This window comes from Streptomyces sp. NPDC058576 (assembly GCF_042718715.1).
Taxonomy (GTDB): domain Bacteria; phylum Actinomycetota; class Actinomycetes; order Streptomycetales; family Streptomycetaceae; genus Streptomyces.
The window spans coordinates 192,107-206,281 of the sequence record NZ_JBHXPF010000004.1 but is presented as its reverse complement, the minus strand read 5'-3'; the positions used below and the strand labels follow the sequence as shown (position 1 = coordinate 206,281).

25 protein-coding genes are annotated in these 14,175 nt (G+C 66.1%); all 25 read left to right on the top strand.

Going from position 1 to position 14,175, the window contains the following annotated elements:
- The first annotated feature begins 233 nt into the window (after window positions 1-233).
- Window positions 234-542, top strand: a complete 309-nt coding sequence (gene rpsJ, locus ACFWRV_RS05260; RefSeq protein ID WP_003948644.1) for a 30S ribosomal protein S10 — start codon at window positions 234-236, stop codon at window positions 540-542.
- Between the two features lie 14 nt (window positions 543-556).
- Complete coding sequence (gene rplC / locus ACFWRV_RS05255) at window positions 557-1,201, top strand: 50S ribosomal protein L3 (RefSeq protein ID WP_003966960.1); 645 nt, start codon at window positions 557-559, stop codon at window positions 1,199-1,201.
- A gap of 4 nt (window positions 1,202-1,205) precedes the next feature.
- Window positions 1,206-1,856, top strand: coding sequence for a 50S ribosomal protein L4 (rplD, locus tag ACFWRV_RS05250; RefSeq protein ID WP_003966959.1), 651 nt, complete (start codon window positions 1,206-1,208; stop codon window positions 1,854-1,856).
- Complete coding sequence (gene rplW / locus ACFWRV_RS05245; protein ID WP_003966958.1) at window positions 1,856-2,179, top strand: 50S ribosomal protein L23; 324 nt, start codon at window positions 1,856-1,858, stop codon at window positions 2,177-2,179. The genes rplD and rplW overlap by 1 nt, the downstream gene beginning before the upstream one ends.
- Window positions 2,180-2,217: 38 nt before the next feature.
- Window positions 2,218-3,054, top strand: a complete 837-nt coding sequence (gene rplB, locus ACFWRV_RS05240; protein WP_030798881.1) for a 50S ribosomal protein L2 — start codon at window positions 2,218-2,220, stop codon at window positions 3,052-3,054.
- A gap of 12 nt (window positions 3,055-3,066) precedes the next feature.
- Window positions 3,067-3,348: a 30S ribosomal protein S19 gene (gene rpsS, locus ACFWRV_RS05235; RefSeq protein WP_103509564.1), complete on the top strand. Its 282-nt coding sequence runs from the start codon at window positions 3,067-3,069 to the stop codon at window positions 3,346-3,348.
- A 42-nt stretch (window positions 3,349-3,390) separates the two neighbouring features.
- Complete coding sequence (rplV, locus tag ACFWRV_RS05230) at window positions 3,391-3,738, top strand: 50S ribosomal protein L22 (protein ID WP_004571827.1); 348 nt, start codon at window positions 3,391-3,393, stop codon at window positions 3,736-3,738.
- Complete coding sequence (rpsC, locus tag ACFWRV_RS05225; protein WP_007446736.1) at window positions 3,738-4,574, top strand: 30S ribosomal protein S3; 837 nt, start codon at window positions 3,738-3,740, stop codon at window positions 4,572-4,574. The genes rplV and rpsC overlap by 1 nt, the downstream gene beginning before the upstream one ends.
- Window positions 4,575-4,579: 5 nt before the next feature.
- Window positions 4,580-4,999 (top strand): 50S ribosomal protein L16, encoded by a 420-nt coding sequence (gene rplP / locus ACFWRV_RS05220; RefSeq protein WP_003966953.1) that lies wholly within the window; start codon window positions 4,580-4,582, stop codon window positions 4,997-4,999.
- Complete coding sequence (rpmC, locus tag ACFWRV_RS05215; protein ID WP_003966952.1) at window positions 4,999-5,223, top strand: 50S ribosomal protein L29; 225 nt, start codon at window positions 4,999-5,001, stop codon at window positions 5,221-5,223. The genes rplP and rpmC overlap by 1 nt, the downstream gene beginning before the upstream one ends.
- Window positions 5,223-5,507 (top strand): 30S ribosomal protein S17, encoded by a 285-nt coding sequence (gene rpsQ, locus ACFWRV_RS05210; RefSeq protein ID WP_073718385.1) that lies wholly within the window; start codon window positions 5,223-5,225, stop codon window positions 5,505-5,507. Before rpmC ends, rpsQ begins: the two co-directional genes overlap by 1 nt.
- 107 nt (window positions 5,508-5,614) lie before the next feature.
- Window positions 5,615-5,983 carry a 50S ribosomal protein L14 gene (rplN, locus tag ACFWRV_RS05205; RefSeq protein WP_003966950.1) on the top strand — a complete coding sequence of 123 codons (369 nt, stop codon included), beginning with the start codon at window positions 5,615-5,617 and terminating at the stop codon, window positions 5,981-5,983.
- A gap of 2 nt (window positions 5,984-5,985) precedes the next feature.
- Window positions 5,986-6,309: a 50S ribosomal protein L24 gene (gene rplX / locus ACFWRV_RS05200; protein ID WP_007446729.1), complete on the top strand. Its 324-nt coding sequence runs from the start codon at window positions 5,986-5,988 to the stop codon at window positions 6,307-6,309.
- Window positions 6,309-6,866, top strand: a complete 558-nt coding sequence (rplE, locus tag ACFWRV_RS05195) for a 50S ribosomal protein L5 (protein WP_003966948.1) — start codon at window positions 6,309-6,311, stop codon at window positions 6,864-6,866. The genes rplX and rplE overlap by 1 nt, the downstream gene beginning before the upstream one ends.
- A gap of 2 nt (window positions 6,867-6,868) precedes the next feature.
- Window positions 6,869-7,054, top strand: a complete 186-nt coding sequence (locus ACFWRV_RS05190) for a type Z 30S ribosomal protein S14 (protein ID WP_003948630.1) — start codon at window positions 6,869-6,871, stop codon at window positions 7,052-7,054.
- 223 nt (window positions 7,055-7,277) lie between these two features.
- Window positions 7,278-7,676, top strand: coding sequence for a 30S ribosomal protein S8 (gene rpsH, locus ACFWRV_RS05185; RefSeq protein WP_205084438.1), 399 nt, complete (start codon window positions 7,278-7,280; stop codon window positions 7,674-7,676).
- Between the two features lie 21 nt (window positions 7,677-7,697).
- Window positions 7,698-8,237, top strand: coding sequence for a 50S ribosomal protein L6 (gene rplF / locus ACFWRV_RS05180; RefSeq protein ID WP_030579867.1), 540 nt, complete (start codon window positions 7,698-7,700; stop codon window positions 8,235-8,237).
- A gap of 2 nt (window positions 8,238-8,239) precedes the next feature.
- Window positions 8,240-8,623, top strand: a complete 384-nt coding sequence (gene rplR, locus ACFWRV_RS05175) for a 50S ribosomal protein L18 (protein WP_015610732.1) — start codon at window positions 8,240-8,242, stop codon at window positions 8,621-8,623.
- A gap of 47 nt (window positions 8,624-8,670) precedes the next feature.
- Window positions 8,671-9,276, top strand: coding sequence for a 30S ribosomal protein S5 (gene rpsE / locus ACFWRV_RS05170; RefSeq protein WP_003966944.1), 606 nt, complete (start codon window positions 8,671-8,673; stop codon window positions 9,274-9,276).
- Window positions 9,276-9,458, top strand: coding sequence for a 50S ribosomal protein L30 (gene rpmD / locus ACFWRV_RS05165; protein ID WP_015610734.1), 183 nt, complete (start codon window positions 9,276-9,278; stop codon window positions 9,456-9,458). Before rpsE ends, rpmD begins: the two co-directional genes overlap by 1 nt.
- A gap of 1 nt (window position 9,459) precedes the next feature.
- Window positions 9,460-9,915, top strand: coding sequence for a 50S ribosomal protein L15 (gene rplO / locus ACFWRV_RS05160; protein WP_003966942.1), 456 nt, complete (start codon window positions 9,460-9,462; stop codon window positions 9,913-9,915).
- 381 nt (window positions 9,916-10,296) lie between these two features.
- Entirely contained in the window at window positions 10,297-11,610 is a 1,314-nt protein-coding gene (secY, locus tag ACFWRV_RS05155) for a preprotein translocase subunit SecY (protein ID WP_384328438.1), read from the top strand.
- A complete protein-coding gene (locus ACFWRV_RS05150; protein WP_384328435.1) occupies window positions 11,610-12,260 on the top strand; it encodes an adenylate kinase in 651 nt (216 codons plus the stop codon). Before secY ends, ACFWRV_RS05150 begins: the two co-directional genes overlap by 1 nt.
- 181 nt (window positions 12,261-12,441) lie before the next feature.
- Window positions 12,442-12,819, top strand: a complete 378-nt coding sequence (locus ACFWRV_RS05145) for a hypothetical protein (protein WP_384328432.1) — start codon at window positions 12,442-12,444, stop codon at window positions 12,817-12,819.
- Between the two features lie 173 nt (window positions 12,820-12,992).
- A complete protein-coding gene (locus tag ACFWRV_RS05140; RefSeq protein ID WP_384328429.1) occupies window positions 12,993-14,138 on the top strand; it encodes a hypothetical protein in 1,146 nt (381 codons plus the stop codon).
- The last annotated feature ends 37 nt before the right edge of the window (window positions 14,139-14,175 follow it).

The following is a 14,175-nucleotide window of genomic DNA, read 5'->3' as shown; positions in this document are numbered from 1 at the left end:
CAGGGCCGGACGTACGGGAATCTTCCGGGAAGCAACGCAGGGCGCCGGCCAGGCACCCGGTGGGTGTTCCGCCCCCGGTTCCGCGGTCTCAGGGTCCGCACCCCCTTGGTTGGGATCTCCTTCGGGAGATTTTCGTAGAGGGGATGCGACACGCCCGACCGCGTGGGTCGGAGGAGGAGTCCAGAGAACCCCCGGGTTCCAGAGCGTTACGAGAGACAGGACTACTAGTAGCCATGGCGGGACAGAAGATCCGCATCCGGCTCAAGGCCTACGACCACGAGGTCATCGACTCCTCGGCGAAGAAGATCGTCGAGACGGTGACCCGCACTGGTGCGTCGGTCGCGGGCCCGGTGCCGCTGCCCACTGAGAAGAACGTGTACTGCGTCATCAAGTCGCCGCACAAGTACAAGGACTCTCGCGAGCACTTCGAGATGCGCACCCACAAGCGCCTCATCGACATCCTCGACCCCACGCCGAAGACGGTTGACTCGCTGATGCGCCTCGACCTGCCGGCTGGCGTCGACATCGAGATCAAGCTCTGAGGGGACGGGCCGAGATGAGCAAGAACATCAAGGGCGTCCTGGGCGAGAAGCTCGGCATGACCCAGGTCTGGGACGAGAACAACCGGGTTGTCCCGGTGACCGTCGTCAAGGCCGGTCCGTGCGTCGTGACGCAGGTTCGCACCAACGACAGCGACGGCTACGAAGCGGTCCAGATCGCCTTCGGCGAGATCGACCCGCGCAAGGTGAACAAGCCCCTCAAGGGTCACTTCGCCAAGGCCGACGTCACCCCGCGCCGCCACCTGGTGGAGCTCCGCACCCCTGACGCCAGCGAGTACACGCTGGGCCAGGAGGTCACTGCCGAGGTGTTCGAGTCCGGCGTCAAGGTTGACGTCACGGGCAAGAGCAAGGGCAAGGGCTTCGCCGGTGTCATGAAGCGTCACAACTTCAAGGGCCTCGGCGCCGGGCACGGCACCCAGCGCAAGCACCGTTCCCCCGGTTCCATCGGTGGCTGCGCCACCCCTGGGCGTGTCTTCAAGGGCATGCGCATGGCGGGCCGTATGGGTAACGAGCGCGTCACCACCCAGAACCTGACCATCCACGCGGTTGACGCGGAGAAGGGTCTGCTCCTCATCAAGGGCGCGGTCCCCGGTCCGAACGGCGGCCTCGTCCTGGTCCGTACCGCGGCCAAGGGGGCTTGAGGTAATGAGCACCATTGACATCCTTTCGCCGGCAGGCGACAAGGCCGGTACCGTCGACCTCCCCGCGGAGATCTTCGACGCGAAGACCAGCGTTCCGCTGATCCACCAGGTCGTTGTCGCTCAGCTGGCGGCTGCCCGTCAGGGCACGCACAAGACCAAGCGCCGCGGTGAAGTCCGCGGTGGTGGCAAGAAGCCTTACCGTCAGAAGGGCACCGGCCGCGCCCGTCAGGGTTCGACCCGCGCCCCGCAGTTCGCCGGTGGTGGCGTCGTCCACGGCCCGCAGCCGCGTGACTACTCGCAGCGGACCCCGAAGAAGATGAAGGCCGCCGCCCTGCGCGGTGCCCTCTCGGACCGGGCCCGTCACTCCCGTATCCACGTCGTCACCGGCGTGGTCGAGGGTGCCGCCTCCACGAAGGCCGCCAAGACGCTGCTCGGCAAGATCTCGGAGCGCCAGAACCTGCTCCTGGTCGTCGACCGCGCCGACGAGGCCGCGTGGCTGTCCGCGCGCAACCTGCCCCAGGTGCACATCCTGGAGCCGGGCCAGCTCAACACGTACGACGTGATCGTCTCTGACGACGTGGTCTTCACCCAGGCCGCTTTCGAGTCCTTCGTGTCTGGCCCCCAGACCGCTGAGACCGAAGGGAGCGACGCCTGATGAGCGAGGCGACCGTTACCAGCAAGACGTACTCGGACCCGCGTGACGTTCTCGTCAAGCCCGTGGTCTCCGAGAAGAGCTACGCGCTGCTCGACGAGAACAAGTACACGTTCATCGTCGCGCCCGGCTCCAACAAGACCCAGATCAAGCAGGCCGTGGAAGCGGTCTTCTCGGTCAAGGTCACCGGGGTCAACACGATCAACCGGCAGGGCAAGCGCAAGCGCACCCGCACCGGTTTCGGCAAGCGCGCCGACACGAAGCGCGCCATCGTGACCCTCGCCGAGGGCGACCGTATCGACATCTTCGGCGGCCCGACCTCCTAGTGAGGTCGAGTCGTCCGGAATCGGACGAGGACTGAGAAATGGGTATCCGCAAGTACAAGCCGACGACCCCGGGCCGTCGTGGCTCCAGCGTCGCCGACTTTGTCGAGATCACGCGGTCCACGCCGGAGAAGTCGCTGGTCCGCCCCCTGCACAGCAAGGGCGGCCGTAACAACGCCGGTCGTGTGACCGTTCGCCACCAGGGTGGTGGCCACAAGCGCGCCTACCGCGTGATCGACTTCCGTCGTCACGACAAGGACGGCGTGCCGGCCAAGGTCGCGCACATCGAGTACGACCCGAACCGCACCGCGCGCATCGCGCTGCTGCACTACGCGGACGGCGAGAAGCGTTACATCGTCGCTCCCCGTGGCCTGTCGCAGGGTGACCGTGTCGAGAACGGTCCGGCCGCCGACATCAAGCCCGGTAACAACCTGGCGCTGCGCAACATCCCGGTCGGTACGACCATCCACGCCATCGAGCTGCGGCCCGGCGGCGGCGCGAAGTTCGCCCGTTCCGCGGGTGCCTCCGTGCAGCTGCTGGCGAAGGAGGGCACCATGGCCCACCTTCGTATGCCGTCGGGTGAGATCCGCCTGGTCGACGCGCGCTGCCGCGCGACGATCGGTGAGGTCGGCAACGCCGAGCAGTCGAACATCAACTGGGGCAAGGCCGGCCGCATGCGCTGGAAGGGCGTCCGCCCGACCGTCCGCGGTGTCGCGATGAACCCGGTTGACCACCCGCACGGTGGTGGTGAAGGCAAGACCTCCGGTGGACGCCACCCGGTCTCGCCGTGGGGTCAGAAGGAGGGTCGTACTCGTTCTCCCAAGAAGGCGAGCAACAAGTACATCGTCCGCCGCCGCAAGACGAACAAGAAGCGCTAGGAGCGGGTTTAGATGCCGCGCAGTCTCAAGAAGGGGCCCTTCGTCGACGGCCACCTCATCAAGAAGGTGGACGTACAGAACGACGCGGGGACCAAGAACGTCATCAAGACCTGGTCCCGTCGCTCGATGATCGTCCCGGCCATGCTGGGTCACACCATCGCGGTGCACAACGGCAAGATCCACGTCCCGGTGTTCGTCACCGAGTCGATGGTCGGCCACAAGCTCGGCGAGTTCTCGCCGACTCGCACCTTCCGCGGCCACGTCAAGGACGACCGGAAGTCGAAGCGCCGCTAGCGCGGGGTGGAAACGACTATGACTTACACCGAAGGGACAACCATGGAAGCCAGGGCCCAGGCGCGGTACATCCGCGTCACGCCCATGAAGGCCCGCCGAGTGGTGGACCTCATCCGTGGCATGGATGCCACGGAGGCTCAGGCGGTCCTGCGTTTCGCCCCGCAGGCCGCGAGCGTGCCGGTTGGCAAGGTGCTGGACAGCGCCATTGCCAACGCTGCACACAACTACGACCACACCGACGCCTCTTCGCTGGTCATCAGCGAGGCGTACGTGGACGAGGGCCCGACCCTGAAGCGGTTCCGTCCGCGTGCTCAGGGCCGTGCCTACCGGATCCGTAAGCGGACCAGCCACATCACCGTGGTCGTCAGCAGCAAGGAAGGAACCCGGTAATGGGCCAGAAGGTAAACCCGCACGGGTTCCGGCTCGGCATCACCACGGACTTCAAGTCCCGCTGGTACGCCGACAAGCTGTACAAGGACTACGTCAAGGAAGACGTCGCCATTCGTCGCATGATGACGAAGGGCATGGAGCGGGCCGGCATCTCGAAGGTCGAGATCGAGCGCACCCGCGACCGCGTCCGCGTTGACATCCACACCGCCCGTCCGGGCATCGTCATCGGTCGCCGTGGCGCCGAGGCCGATCGCATCCGCGGCGAGCTGGAGAAGCTGACCGGCAAGCAGGTCCAGCTGAACATCCTCGAGGTCAAGAACCCCGAGGTGGACGCTCAGCTGGTGGCCCAGGCCGTCGCCGAGCAGCTCTCCTCCCGCGTCTCCTTCCGTCGTGCCATGCGCAAGAGCATGCAGAGCTCGATGAAGGCCGGCGCCAAGGGCATCAAGATCCAGTGCGGCGGTCGCCTCGGCGGCGCCGAGATGTCCCGCTCGGAGTTCTACCGCGAGGGCCGCGTGCCCCTGCACACGCTCCGCGCGAACGTCGACTACGGCTTCTTCGAGGCCAAGACGACCTTCGGCCGCATCGGCGTGAAGGTCTGGATCTACAAGGGCGACGTCAAGAACATCGCCGAGGTTCGCGCCGAGAACGCCGCGGCCCGCGCCGGCAACCGTCCGGCTCGTGGCGGCGCTGACCGCCCGGCCGGCCGCGGTGGCCGTGGTGGCGAGCGTGGCGGTCGCGGCCGTAAGCCGCAGCAGTCGCCGGCAGCCGAGGCCCCCAAGGCCGACGCTCCCGCCGCCGCTGCTCCGGCTGCTGAGAGCACCGGAACGGAGGCCTGACCGAAATGCTGATCCCCCGTAGGGTCAAGCACCGCAAGCAGCACCACCCGAAGCGCAGCGGTATGTCCAAGGGTGGCACGCAGGTTGCGTTCGGCGAGTACGGCATCCAGGCGCTGACCCCGGCGTACGTGACGAACCGTCAGATCGAGTCCGCTCGTATCGCGATGACCCGTCACATCAAGCGTGGCGGCAAGGTCTGGATCAACATCTACCCGGACCGTCCCCTGACGAAGAAGCCTGCCGAGACCCGCATGGGTTCCGGTAAGGGTTCTCCCGAGTGGTGGATCGCGAACGTCAAGCCGGGTCGGGTGATGTTCGAGCTGTCCTACCCGAACGAGAAGATTGCTCGTGAGGCGCTCACCCGCGCTGCTCACAAGCTTCCGATGAAGTGCCGGATCGTTCGGCGCGAGGCAGGTGAGTCGTGATGTCGGCCGGTACCAAGGCGTCCGAGCTGCGCGAGCTGGGCGACGAGGAGCTCCTCAACAAGCTCCGCGAAGCCAAGGAAGAGCTGTTCAACCTCCGCTTCCAGGCGGCAACGGGCCAGCTCGAGAACCACGGCCGGCTCAAGTCCGTCCGTAAGGACATCGCCCGGATCTACACCCTGATGCGTGAGCGCGAGCTGGGCATCGAGACGGTGGAGAGCGCCTGATGAGCGAGAAGACTGTGACTGAGACGAACACCGACCGCGGTTTCCGCAAGACCCGTGAGGGTCTGGTCGTCAGCGACAAGATGGACAAGACCGTCGTCGTCGCTGTCGAGGACCGCGTCAAGCACGCGCTGTACGGCAAGGTCATCCGCCGTACGAACAAGCTCAAGGCCCACGACGAGCAGAACGCTGCAGGCGTCGGCGACCGCGTCATCATCATGGAGACGCGTCCGCTGTCCGCCTCGAAGCGCTGGCGCATCGTCGAGATCCTCGAGAAGGCCAAGTAATTCCTGAGGGATTCTCCCCTCAGGTCAGTTCCGCCAGGCTCGGTGAGGTGCCTCTCCGGTAACGGAGAGGCACCCGCCGGGAACCGGCAGACGATCAGGAGATAGACGTGATCCAGCAGGAGTCGCGACTGCGCGTCGCCGACAACACGGGTGCGAAGGAAATTCTCACCATTCGTGTTCTCGGTGGCTCGGGTCGCCGCTACGCGGGTATCGGTGACGTCATCGTCGCCACCGTCAAGGACGCGATCCCCGGTGGCAACGTGAAGAAGGGTGACGTCGTCAAGGCCGTCATCGTTCGCACCGTCAAGGAGCGTCGTCGTCAGGATGGCTCGTACATCCGCTTCGACGAGAACGCCGCCGTCATTCTGAAGAACGACGGCGACCCCCGCGGCACCCGCATCTTCGGCCCGGTGGGCCGGGAGCTGCGCGAGAAGAAGTTCATGAAGATCATCTCGCTCGCGCCGGAGGTGCTGTAAGCATGAAGATCAAGAAGGGCGACCTGGTTCAGGTCATCACCGGTAAGGACAAGGGCAAGCAGGGCAAGGTCATCGTGGCCTACCCCGCTCAGGACCGCGTCCTCGTCGAGGGTGTCAACCGGGTCAAGAAGCACACCAAGGCCGGTCAGACGGCTCGCGGTTCGCAGACGGGTGGCATTGTCACCACCGAGGCCCCGATCCACATCAGCAACGTTCAGCTGGTCGTGGAGAAGGACGGCAACAAGGTTGTCACCCGCGTCGGCTACCGCTTTGACGACGAGGGCAACAAGATCCGCGTTGCCAAGCGGACCGGTGAGGACATCTGATGACTGCCACCACTGCGCCGCGTCTCAAGACGCGCTACCGCGAGGAAATCGCCGGCAAGCTGCGTGAGGAGTTCTCCTACGAGAACGTCATGCAGGTTCCCGGTCTGGTCAAGATCGTGGTCAACATGGGTGTGGGCGACGCCGCCCGCGACTCCAAGCTGATCGACGGTGCCGTCAAGGACCTCACCACGATCACCGGCCAGAAGCCGGCCGTCACGAAGGCCCGCAAGTCCATCGCGCAGTTCAAGCTGCGCGAGGGCCAGCCGATCGGCTGCCACGTCACCCTCCGCGGTGACCGGATGTGGGAGTTCCTGGACCGTACGCTGTCGCTCGCGCTTCCGCGTATCCGTGACTTCCGTGGCCTGTCGCCGAAGCAGTTCGACGGCCGTGGCAACTACACCTTCGGTCTCACGGAGCAGGTCATGTTCCACGAGATCGACCAGGACAAGATCGACCGGGTCCGGGGCATGGACATCACCGTGGTCACCACGGCGACCAACGACGACGAGGGTCGTGCCCTCCTTCGTCACCTCGGCTTCCCGTTCAAGGAGAACTGACCGTGGCGAAGAAGGCTCTGATCGCTAAGGCCGCCCGTAAGCCGAAGTTCGGCGTGCGCGGGTACACCCGCTGCCAGCGCTGCGGCCGGCCCCACTCCGTCTACCGCAAGTTCGGCCTGTGCCGCGTGTGCCTTCGTGAGATGGCTCACCGTGGCGAGCTGCCGGGCGTGACCAAGAGCTCCTGGTAACTCCCCTCTGCCCTCGGGCAAAGGGAAGTTCTGGAGACTCTCGGTAAGTATCTGGTCGGCAGGAGCCCCTCCTTTCATGCCGTAGGCTTGAAGGGTTGGGCGCCTGCCGCCCACGACCGACTTACTACGCCGTAGGTCCCCGCACCGCACCCGTCCCGCCACTGAGTGGGGAGAGGGATGGCGCATACAGGAAACCCCGGCGAGAGAGGCCGAAGGCCAACTCATGACCATGACTGATCCCATCGCAGACATGCTCACGCGTCTGCGTAACGCGAACTCGGCATATCACGACGATGTCGCGATGCCGCACAGCAAGATCAAGTCGCACATCGCGGAGATCCTCCAGCAGGAGGGCTTCATCACCGGCTGGAAGGTCGAGGACGCCGAGGTCGGCAAGAACCTCGTCCTCGAGCTGAAGTTCGGCCCGAACCGCGAGCGCTCGATCGCCGGCATCAAGCGGATTTCGAAGCCGGGTCTGCGTGTATACGCAAAGTCCACCAACCTGCCGAAGGTCCTCGGCGGCCTGGGCGTGGCGATCATCTCCACGTCCCACGGTCTCCTGACCGGCCAGCAGGCAGGCAAGAAGGGCGTAGGTGGGGAAGTCCTCGCCTACGTCTGGTAGTCGGGAAAGGAAGGAAAGCTCATGTCGCGAATCGGCAAGCTCCCCATCCAGGTTCCCGCCGGTGTGGACGTCACCATCGATGGCCGTACGGTCGCGGTGAAGGGCCCCAAGGGTTCCCTCACGCACACCGTTGCCGCGCCGATCGAGGTCTCCAAGGGCGAGGACGGCGTGCTCAACGTCTCCCGTCCGAACGACGAGCGTCAGAACAAGGCCCTCCACGGCCTGTCCCGCACGCTGGTGGCGAACATGATCACCGGCGTGACCACGGGTTACACAAAGGCGCTCGAGATCAGCGGTGTCGGTTACCGCGTCCAGGCGAAGGGCTCCAACCTGGAGTTCGCCCTGGGCTACAGCCACCCGATCCTCATCGAGGCTCCGGAAGGCATCACCTTCAAGGTCGAGTCGCCCACGAAGCTCAGCGTCGAGGGCATCGACAAGCAGAAGGTCGGCGAGGTAGCCGCCAACATCCGCAAGCTGCGGAAGCCCGACCCGTACAAGGCCAAGGGCGTCAAGTACGCGGGCGAGGTCATCCGCCGCAAGGTCGGAAAGGCTGGTAAGTAGCCATGGCATACGGTGTGAAGATCGCCAAGGGCGACGCGTACAAGCGTGCCGCCCTCAAGCGCCGCCACATCCGCGTCCGCAAGCACATCTCCGGTTCGCCGGAGCGTCCTCGCTTGGTCGTGACGCGTTCCAACCGCCACATCGTGGCCCAGGTCATCGACGACATCGCGGGCCACACGCTCGCGTCGGCGTCGACCCTGGACACCTCGATCCGTGGTGGCGAGGGTGACAAGAGCGCCCAGGCCCAGCAGGTCGGCGCCCTGGTCGCCGAGCGTGCCAAGGCCGCAGGCGTCGAGGCCGTCGTGTTTGACCGCGGTGGTAACCAGTACGCCGGGCGGATTGCCGCTCTGGCTGACGCCGCCCGTGAAGCCGGGCTGAAGTTCTAAGCCCCGGTTCCTACGCACAGCGGACGTAACAGAGAGAGGTAAATCCAATGGCTGGACCCCAGCGCCGCGGAAGCGGTGCCGGTGGCGGCGAGCGGCGGGACCGGAAGGGCCGTGACGGTGGCGCCAGCGCCGCCGAGAAGACCGCGTACGTCGAGCGCGTCGTCGCGATCAACCGCGTCGCCAAGGTTGTGAAGGGTGGTCGTCGCTTCAGCTTCACCGCGCTGGTCGTGGTGGGCGATGGTGACGGCACCGTCGGTGTCGGATACGGCAAGGCCAAGGAAGTTCCCGCGGCCATCGCCAAGGGTGTCGAAGAGGCCAAGAAGAACTTCTTCAAGGTCCCGCGCATCCAGGGCACCATCCCTCACCCGATCACGGGCGAGAAGGCTGCGGGCGTCGTCCTGCTCAAGCCGGCTTCCCCCGGTACCGGTGTTATCGCCGGTGGCCCGGTGCGCGCCGTGCTCGAGTGCGCCGGCGTTCACGACATCCTGTCGAAGTCGCTTGGCTCGTCCAACGCGATCAACATCGTGCATGCGACCGTGGCGGCCCTCCAGGGCCTGCAGCGTCCCGAGGAGATCGCGGCCCGCCGTGGTCTGCCCCTCGAGGACGTCGCCCCCGCGGCTCTGCTTCGTGCACGTGCGGGAGCGGGTGCGTAATGGCTCGCCTCAAGATCACGCAGACGAAGTCGTACATCGGCAGCAAGCAGAACCACCGCGACACCCTGCGTTCGCTCGGGCTCAAGCGCCTGAACGACTCGGTTGTCAAGGAGGACCGCCCCGAGTTCCGCGGAATGGCCAACACCGTCCGCCACCTCGTGACGGTTGAGGAGGTTGACTGACATGGCGGAGAACAGCCCGCTGAAGGCCCACAACCTCCGGCCTGCCCCGGGCGCCAAGACCGCCAAGACCCGTGTGGGTCGTGGTGAGGCGTCCAAGGGTAAGACCGCAGGCCGTGGTACCAAGGGTACGAAGGCTCGTTACCAGGTTCCGGAGCGCTTCGAGGGTGGCCAGATGCCCCTCCACATGCGTCTCCCGAAGCTCAAGGGCTTCAAGAACCCGTTCCGCACGGAGTACCAGGTCGTGAACCTGGACAAGCTCGCGACGCTCTACCCCGAGGGTGGAGAGGTCACGGTGGCCGACCTGGTCGCCAAGGGCGCTGTGCGCAACAACCACCTCGTCAAGGTCCTCGGACAGGGCGAGATCTCCGTGGCGCTGCAGGTTTCGGTTGACGCCGTCTCCGGCTCCGCCAAGGAGAAGATCACCGCCGCCGGCGGTACGGTCACCGAGCTCGTCTGAGCCACGGGACAGAACTGAGCCTGGCCGGCTGCCTCCTCGGAGGTGGCCGGCCGGGCTTTTTTCGTGTTTGGGGCGCTGTACGGGAACCGTAAAGGCTCGGGAAAGGTTGAACGGGTGTCCACCGCACCGGCGGTGGGGGAGCGGAGGGGCGTTCACGTCCCAAATGGTGCGGCTTGGCCGGTCTTTCGCGGCATGGGCCGGGAGGCGGGCGGTGCACCGGCGTGCGGCGCGTGTTTCCTGCTCAGTCCCGGGCCGGGTAGGGTGGCGCCGTTAATCTTTTGTGGCCTCCTTACGATGTAGGGCTGCCTTGTATCCGATCCCATCCAGTCCCATCCAGACCCGTCGCCTCTGACGCATAGCGCGGGGGTCGCAGGAGGCACCGTGTTCACCGCGTTCGCCCGAGCGTTCCAGACGCCCGACCTGCGCAAGAAGCTGCTCTTCACGCTCGGCATCATCGTGATCTACCGGCTCGGGGCCCACATCCCGGCCCCTGGCGTCGACTACACGAAGGTGCAGCAGTGCATCGACCAGGCCGACTCGGGTGGCCTCCTCGGTCTGATGCAGATGTTCAGCGGTGGCGCCCTGTTGCAGATCACCATCTTCGCGCTCGGCATCATGCCGTACATCACGGCCAGCATCATTCTGCAGCTGCTGACCGTGGTGATCCCGCGCCTGGAAGCCCTGAAGAAGGAGGGGCAGTCCGGCACGGCGAAGATCACGCAGTACACGCGTTATCTGACGGTCGCGCTGGCCGTCCTCCAGGGCACCGGCCTCGTCGCCACCGCCCGCAGCGGTGCGCTCTTCCAGAACTGCTCCGTGGGCGACCAGATCGTCGCGGACAAGTCGGTCTTCACCACGATCATCATGGTCGTCACGATGACCGCCGGTACGGCCGCCGTCATGTGGCTCGGTGAGCTCATCACCGACCGCGGCATCGGCAACGGCATGTCGATCCTGATGTTCATCTCGATCGCCGCCACGTTCCCCGGCGCCCTGTGGGCCATCAAGGAGAGCGGCAAGCTGGCCGACGGCTGGATCGAGTTCGGCACCGTCATCCTCATCGGCTTCGTGATGGTCGGCCTCGTCGTCTTCGTCGAGCAGGCCCAGCGCCGCATCCCGGTGCAGTACGCGAAGCGCATGATCGGACGCCGGTCCTACGGCGGCACCTCGACGTACATCCCGCTGAAGGTGAACCAGGCCGGTGTGATCCCGGTCATCTTCGCCTCGTCGCTGCTCTACATCCCCGCGCTGATCGTGCAGTTCTCCAACTCCAAGGCGGGTTGGGCGACCTGGATCACGGACAACTTCGTGGAGCAGAACGAGCCGTACTACATGGTGGCGTACTTCCTGCTGATCGTCTTCTTCGCCTTCTTCTATGTGGCCATCTCGTTCAACCCCGACGAGGTCGCCGACAACATGAAGAAGTATGGTGGCTTCATCCCGGGTATCCGCGCAGGTCGACCTACTGCCGAGTACCTGAGCTACGTGCTCAACAGGATCACTTGGCCAGGCTCGCTGTACCTGGCCCTGATCGCTCTTGTGCCAACGATGGCGTTGGCGGGCTTCGGCGGTGCGAACGCGAACTTCCCGTTCGGCGGGACGAGCATCCTCATCATCGTGGGTGTCGGTCTGGAAACCGTGAAGCAGATCGAGAGTCAGCTCCAGCAGCGCAATTACGAAGGGTTCCTCCGCTGATGCGAATCGTCCTCGTCGGGCCTCCGGGTGCCGGCAAGGGAACGCAGGCTGCGTACCTTGCCCAAAACCTGTCGATTCCGCACATCGCCACGGGCGACCTCTTCCGCGCCAACATCAGCCAGGGCACCGACCTTGGCAAGCAGGCCCGCGCCTACATGGACGCAGGCCAGCTGGTGCCGGACGAGGTCACCATCGGGATGGCCAAGGACCGCATGGCCCAGTCGGACGCCGTGGGCGGCTTCCTGCTGGACGGCTTCCCGCGGAACGTGGGCCAGGCCGAAGCCCTTGACGTGATGCTCAAGGACGAGGGCGTGAAGCTGGACGCGGTCCTCGATCTGGAGGTCCCCGAGGACGAGGTCGTGAAGCGGATCGCGGGGCGCCGCGTCTGCCGCAACAACAGCGCGCACGTCTTCCACGTGACGTACAACCCGCCGAAGGCCGAAGGCGTCTGCGACGCCTGCGGCGGCGAGCTGTACCAGCGGGACGACGACAGCGAGGAGACGGTCCGTACCCGGCTGGAGGTCTACCACACGCAGACCGAGCCGATCATCGACTACTACCGGGCCCAGGGCCTGGTGGTGACCATCTCCGCGCTGGGCAAGGTCGCGGACGTGACCGCCCGCGCCATGGAGGCGCTGCCGACGACCTGACAGGGTTCGCAGGCAAGACGATGAAGCTGTCCCGGCTGCGCCGGGGCAGCTTTGTCGTGTTTCCGGTGGCGCAAATTGATCTAGACGCCCTCCTCGGGCCCGAACTAGTGTTCACCTGGTCTTCACCGGCGGGTGCCGGTGAGGTGGACGAATGTCTGAGTGCAACAACGGGGAGCAGTTCATGATCAAGTCAAAGTTCGCTCGCGCGGCCATGGTCGTCGGCGCGTCCGCCGCCATGATCGTCGGGATGAGTCCCTCGGCCCAGGCGGCCAGTGACAAGAGGGTCAACCTGCCGTCCGGACGCGGCTACATGCACTTCTTCGACGACGGCGACGTGTTCCAGGTCTGTGACAAGAAGGCCGACGGGCACGGCGTGACCGGGGCTCTGTGGGTCACCACCTCCGCTGGTGTCACGTCGAAGCTGTGGGCCCTCAATGATGGCGGCGACGCCGCATGTGAGAAGGAGCCCGAGAACATCGGCAACCTCTCCAGCTACCAGATGCGGGTCTCGTGGAACGGTGGCGGCGGGCAGTACGTGTCGGAGTGGTTCAACGAGTAATCCGCACGGATACGTTCGCTCTCCACCCATGAATCAGTCTTGATGCTTCACCTGCTCGTGGGTTGAGATCACGTGCGCAGGGGCTGCTCCGGTGCGACGGGAGCGGCCCCTTTTCGTTGTTCCGCGGCCGCGGGTCCCTGCGCCGCCCGTCTACCTTGTGGAGGTACGAGAGCATGGCTCCTGACCAGCCCGGCCGCGCGGCGCCGAAGGCGCGTCGTCTCGTGGTGGCTGCCGTCGCCGTGGCGGTGGCCGTGGCGATCGCGGTGCCGCTGGTCCTGCGGGGAGGCGAAGAGCAGGACCAGCCCGTGCGCGTGCCCGATGCCACGGGCGTGGCGGCGCATCCGGAGCAGTCGCCACCGCGAGAGCTGATCGCGGCGGGGGGTGTCGCGGTCTCCGCGTACTTCACGAGGAAGCTCGTGGAACAGCCGGACGGGGACGCGGTCGGTACCTACGAGTGGCGGCTGCTCGACACGACCACGGAGCGGTACGGGAAGACCGGCTGGGCCTGGCTGGATGTCGCCCCGGGAATGCGGACCGCTGCCGTGCTCGAGCGTGATCTGCCCGTCAGCCGAGTAGGGCTGCTGGATCTGGCCACCGGCAAGATACAACGCTGGATCAAGGTCGACAGTGGTGTCGGTGGTGTGGAGTTTTCGCCGAACGGGAAGCACCTGCTGGCGACCGCCTACCGCCTCAACCCGGACGGGCTGTTCAAGGAGGCCTCCTACCGGCTGAACGGCAGGACCGTGCCGGGGCCGAGGCCGAGTCGCACCGGCTTCTACGTGATCGATGTGGCCGCCGGCACCACCACCGCCTTCGGCGACCGGCCGGCCGAGGCCGCCGAGCAGGGCGGCCCCGCCGGCGGGCGTCAGGACTTTCACTGGAGCTCGGACGGGCAATCGGTCTGGGAACCCGACAACAGCGCCGAGGGCAAGACCTACTACGACCTCACCGGCAAGAAGAGCGCAGCCCCGGATCCGGGGACGCCCGCGTCATACCCGGGCGCGGCCCTGTCTCCCGACGGGAACCTGATGACCGGCGACTTCGTGGGGGAGGGCGACCGGATCGTCTCCGAGATACGGAATGCCAGGACCGGTGAGCGGCATGCGGTCGTTCCCGGCCAGCAACTGCTCGCCTGGGCGGACAACAGCCACGTCATCGCCTGGCGATGCGATCCCCGGCGCTGCAGCCCCGGACGGGGTGAGTTCCGGAACCAGCTGCTCCTGGTCGGACTGGACGGCAAGGCCACTCCGCTCTCCGGCTTCCGGTCGGAGAAGCTCCGCGACCAGGGTCGCTGGAACCCGATACTCACCCGGCGCTGACCGGGACCTGCCCGACCGTGTGCCCGCGACGGCGCCC

Bases quoted from the DNA above. Each gene is read 5' to 3' on its own strand.
- rpsC (WP_007446736.1), top strand. From the start codon at position 3,738: ATGGGCCAGAAGGTAAACCCGCACGGGTTCCGGCTCGGCATCACCACG.
- rpsE (WP_003966944.1), top strand. From the start codon at position 8,671: ATGGCTGGACCCCAGCGCCGCGGAAGCGGTGCCGGTGGCGGCGAGCGG.
- rplE (WP_003966948.1), top strand. From the start codon at position 6,309: ATGACTGCCACCACTGCGCCGCGTCTCAAGACGCGCTACCGCGAGGAA.
- rpmD (WP_015610734.1), top strand. From the start codon at position 9,276: ATGGCTCGCCTCAAGATCACGCAGACGAAGTCGTACATCGGCAGCAAG.
- rplP (WP_003966953.1), top strand. From the start codon at position 4,580: ATGCTGATCCCCCGTAGGGTCAAGCACCGCAAGCAGCACCACCCGAAG.
- rpsH (WP_205084438.1), top strand. From the start codon at position 7,278: ATGACCATGACTGATCCCATCGCAGACATGCTCACGCGTCTGCGTAAC.
- rplR (WP_015610732.1), top strand. From the start codon at position 8,240: ATGGCATACGGTGTGAAGATCGCCAAGGGCGACGCGTACAAGCGTGCC.
- ACFWRV_RS05150 (WP_384328435.1), top strand. From the start codon at position 11,610: ATGCGAATCGTCCTCGTCGGGCCTCCGGGTGCCGGCAAGGGAACGCAG.
- rplD (WP_003966959.1), top strand. From the start codon at position 1,206: ATGAGCACCATTGACATCCTTTCGCCGGCAGGCGACAAGGCCGGTACC.
- rplX (WP_007446729.1), top strand. From the start codon at position 5,986: ATGAAGATCAAGAAGGGCGACCTGGTTCAGGTCATCACCGGTAAGGAC.
- rplO (WP_003966942.1), top strand. From the start codon at position 9,460: ATGGCGGAGAACAGCCCGCTGAAGGCCCACAACCTCCGGCCTGCCCCG.
- rpsS (WP_103509564.1), top strand. From the start codon at position 3,067: ATGCCGCGCAGTCTCAAGAAGGGGCCCTTCGTCGACGGCCACCTCATC.
- ACFWRV_RS05140 (WP_384328429.1), top strand. From the start codon at position 12,993: ATGGCTCCTGACCAGCCCGGCCGCGCGGCGCCGAAGGCGCGTCGTCTC.
- rplV (WP_004571827.1), top strand. From the start codon at position 3,391: ATGGAAGCCAGGGCCCAGGCGCGGTACATCCGCGTCACGCCCATGAAG.
- rplB (WP_030798881.1), top strand. From the start codon at position 2,218: ATGGGTATCCGCAAGTACAAGCCGACGACCCCGGGCCGTCGTGGCTCC.
- rpsJ (WP_003948644.1), top strand. From the start codon at position 234: ATGGCGGGACAGAAGATCCGCATCCGGCTCAAGGCCTACGACCACGAG.
- ACFWRV_RS05145 (WP_384328432.1), top strand. From the start codon at position 12,442: ATGATCAAGTCAAAGTTCGCTCGCGCGGCCATGGTCGTCGGCGCGTCC.
- rpmC (WP_003966952.1), top strand. From the start codon at position 4,999: ATGTCGGCCGGTACCAAGGCGTCCGAGCTGCGCGAGCTGGGCGACGAG.
- rplW (WP_003966958.1), top strand. From the start codon at position 1,856: ATGAGCGAGGCGACCGTTACCAGCAAGACGTACTCGGACCCGCGTGAC.
- rplC (WP_003966960.1), top strand. From the start codon at position 557: ATGAGCAAGAACATCAAGGGCGTCCTGGGCGAGAAGCTCGGCATGACC.
- rpsQ (WP_073718385.1), top strand. From the start codon at position 5,223: ATGAGCGAGAAGACTGTGACTGAGACGAACACCGACCGCGGTTTCCGC.
- rplF (WP_030579867.1), top strand. From the start codon at position 7,698: ATGTCGCGAATCGGCAAGCTCCCCATCCAGGTTCCCGCCGGTGTGGAC.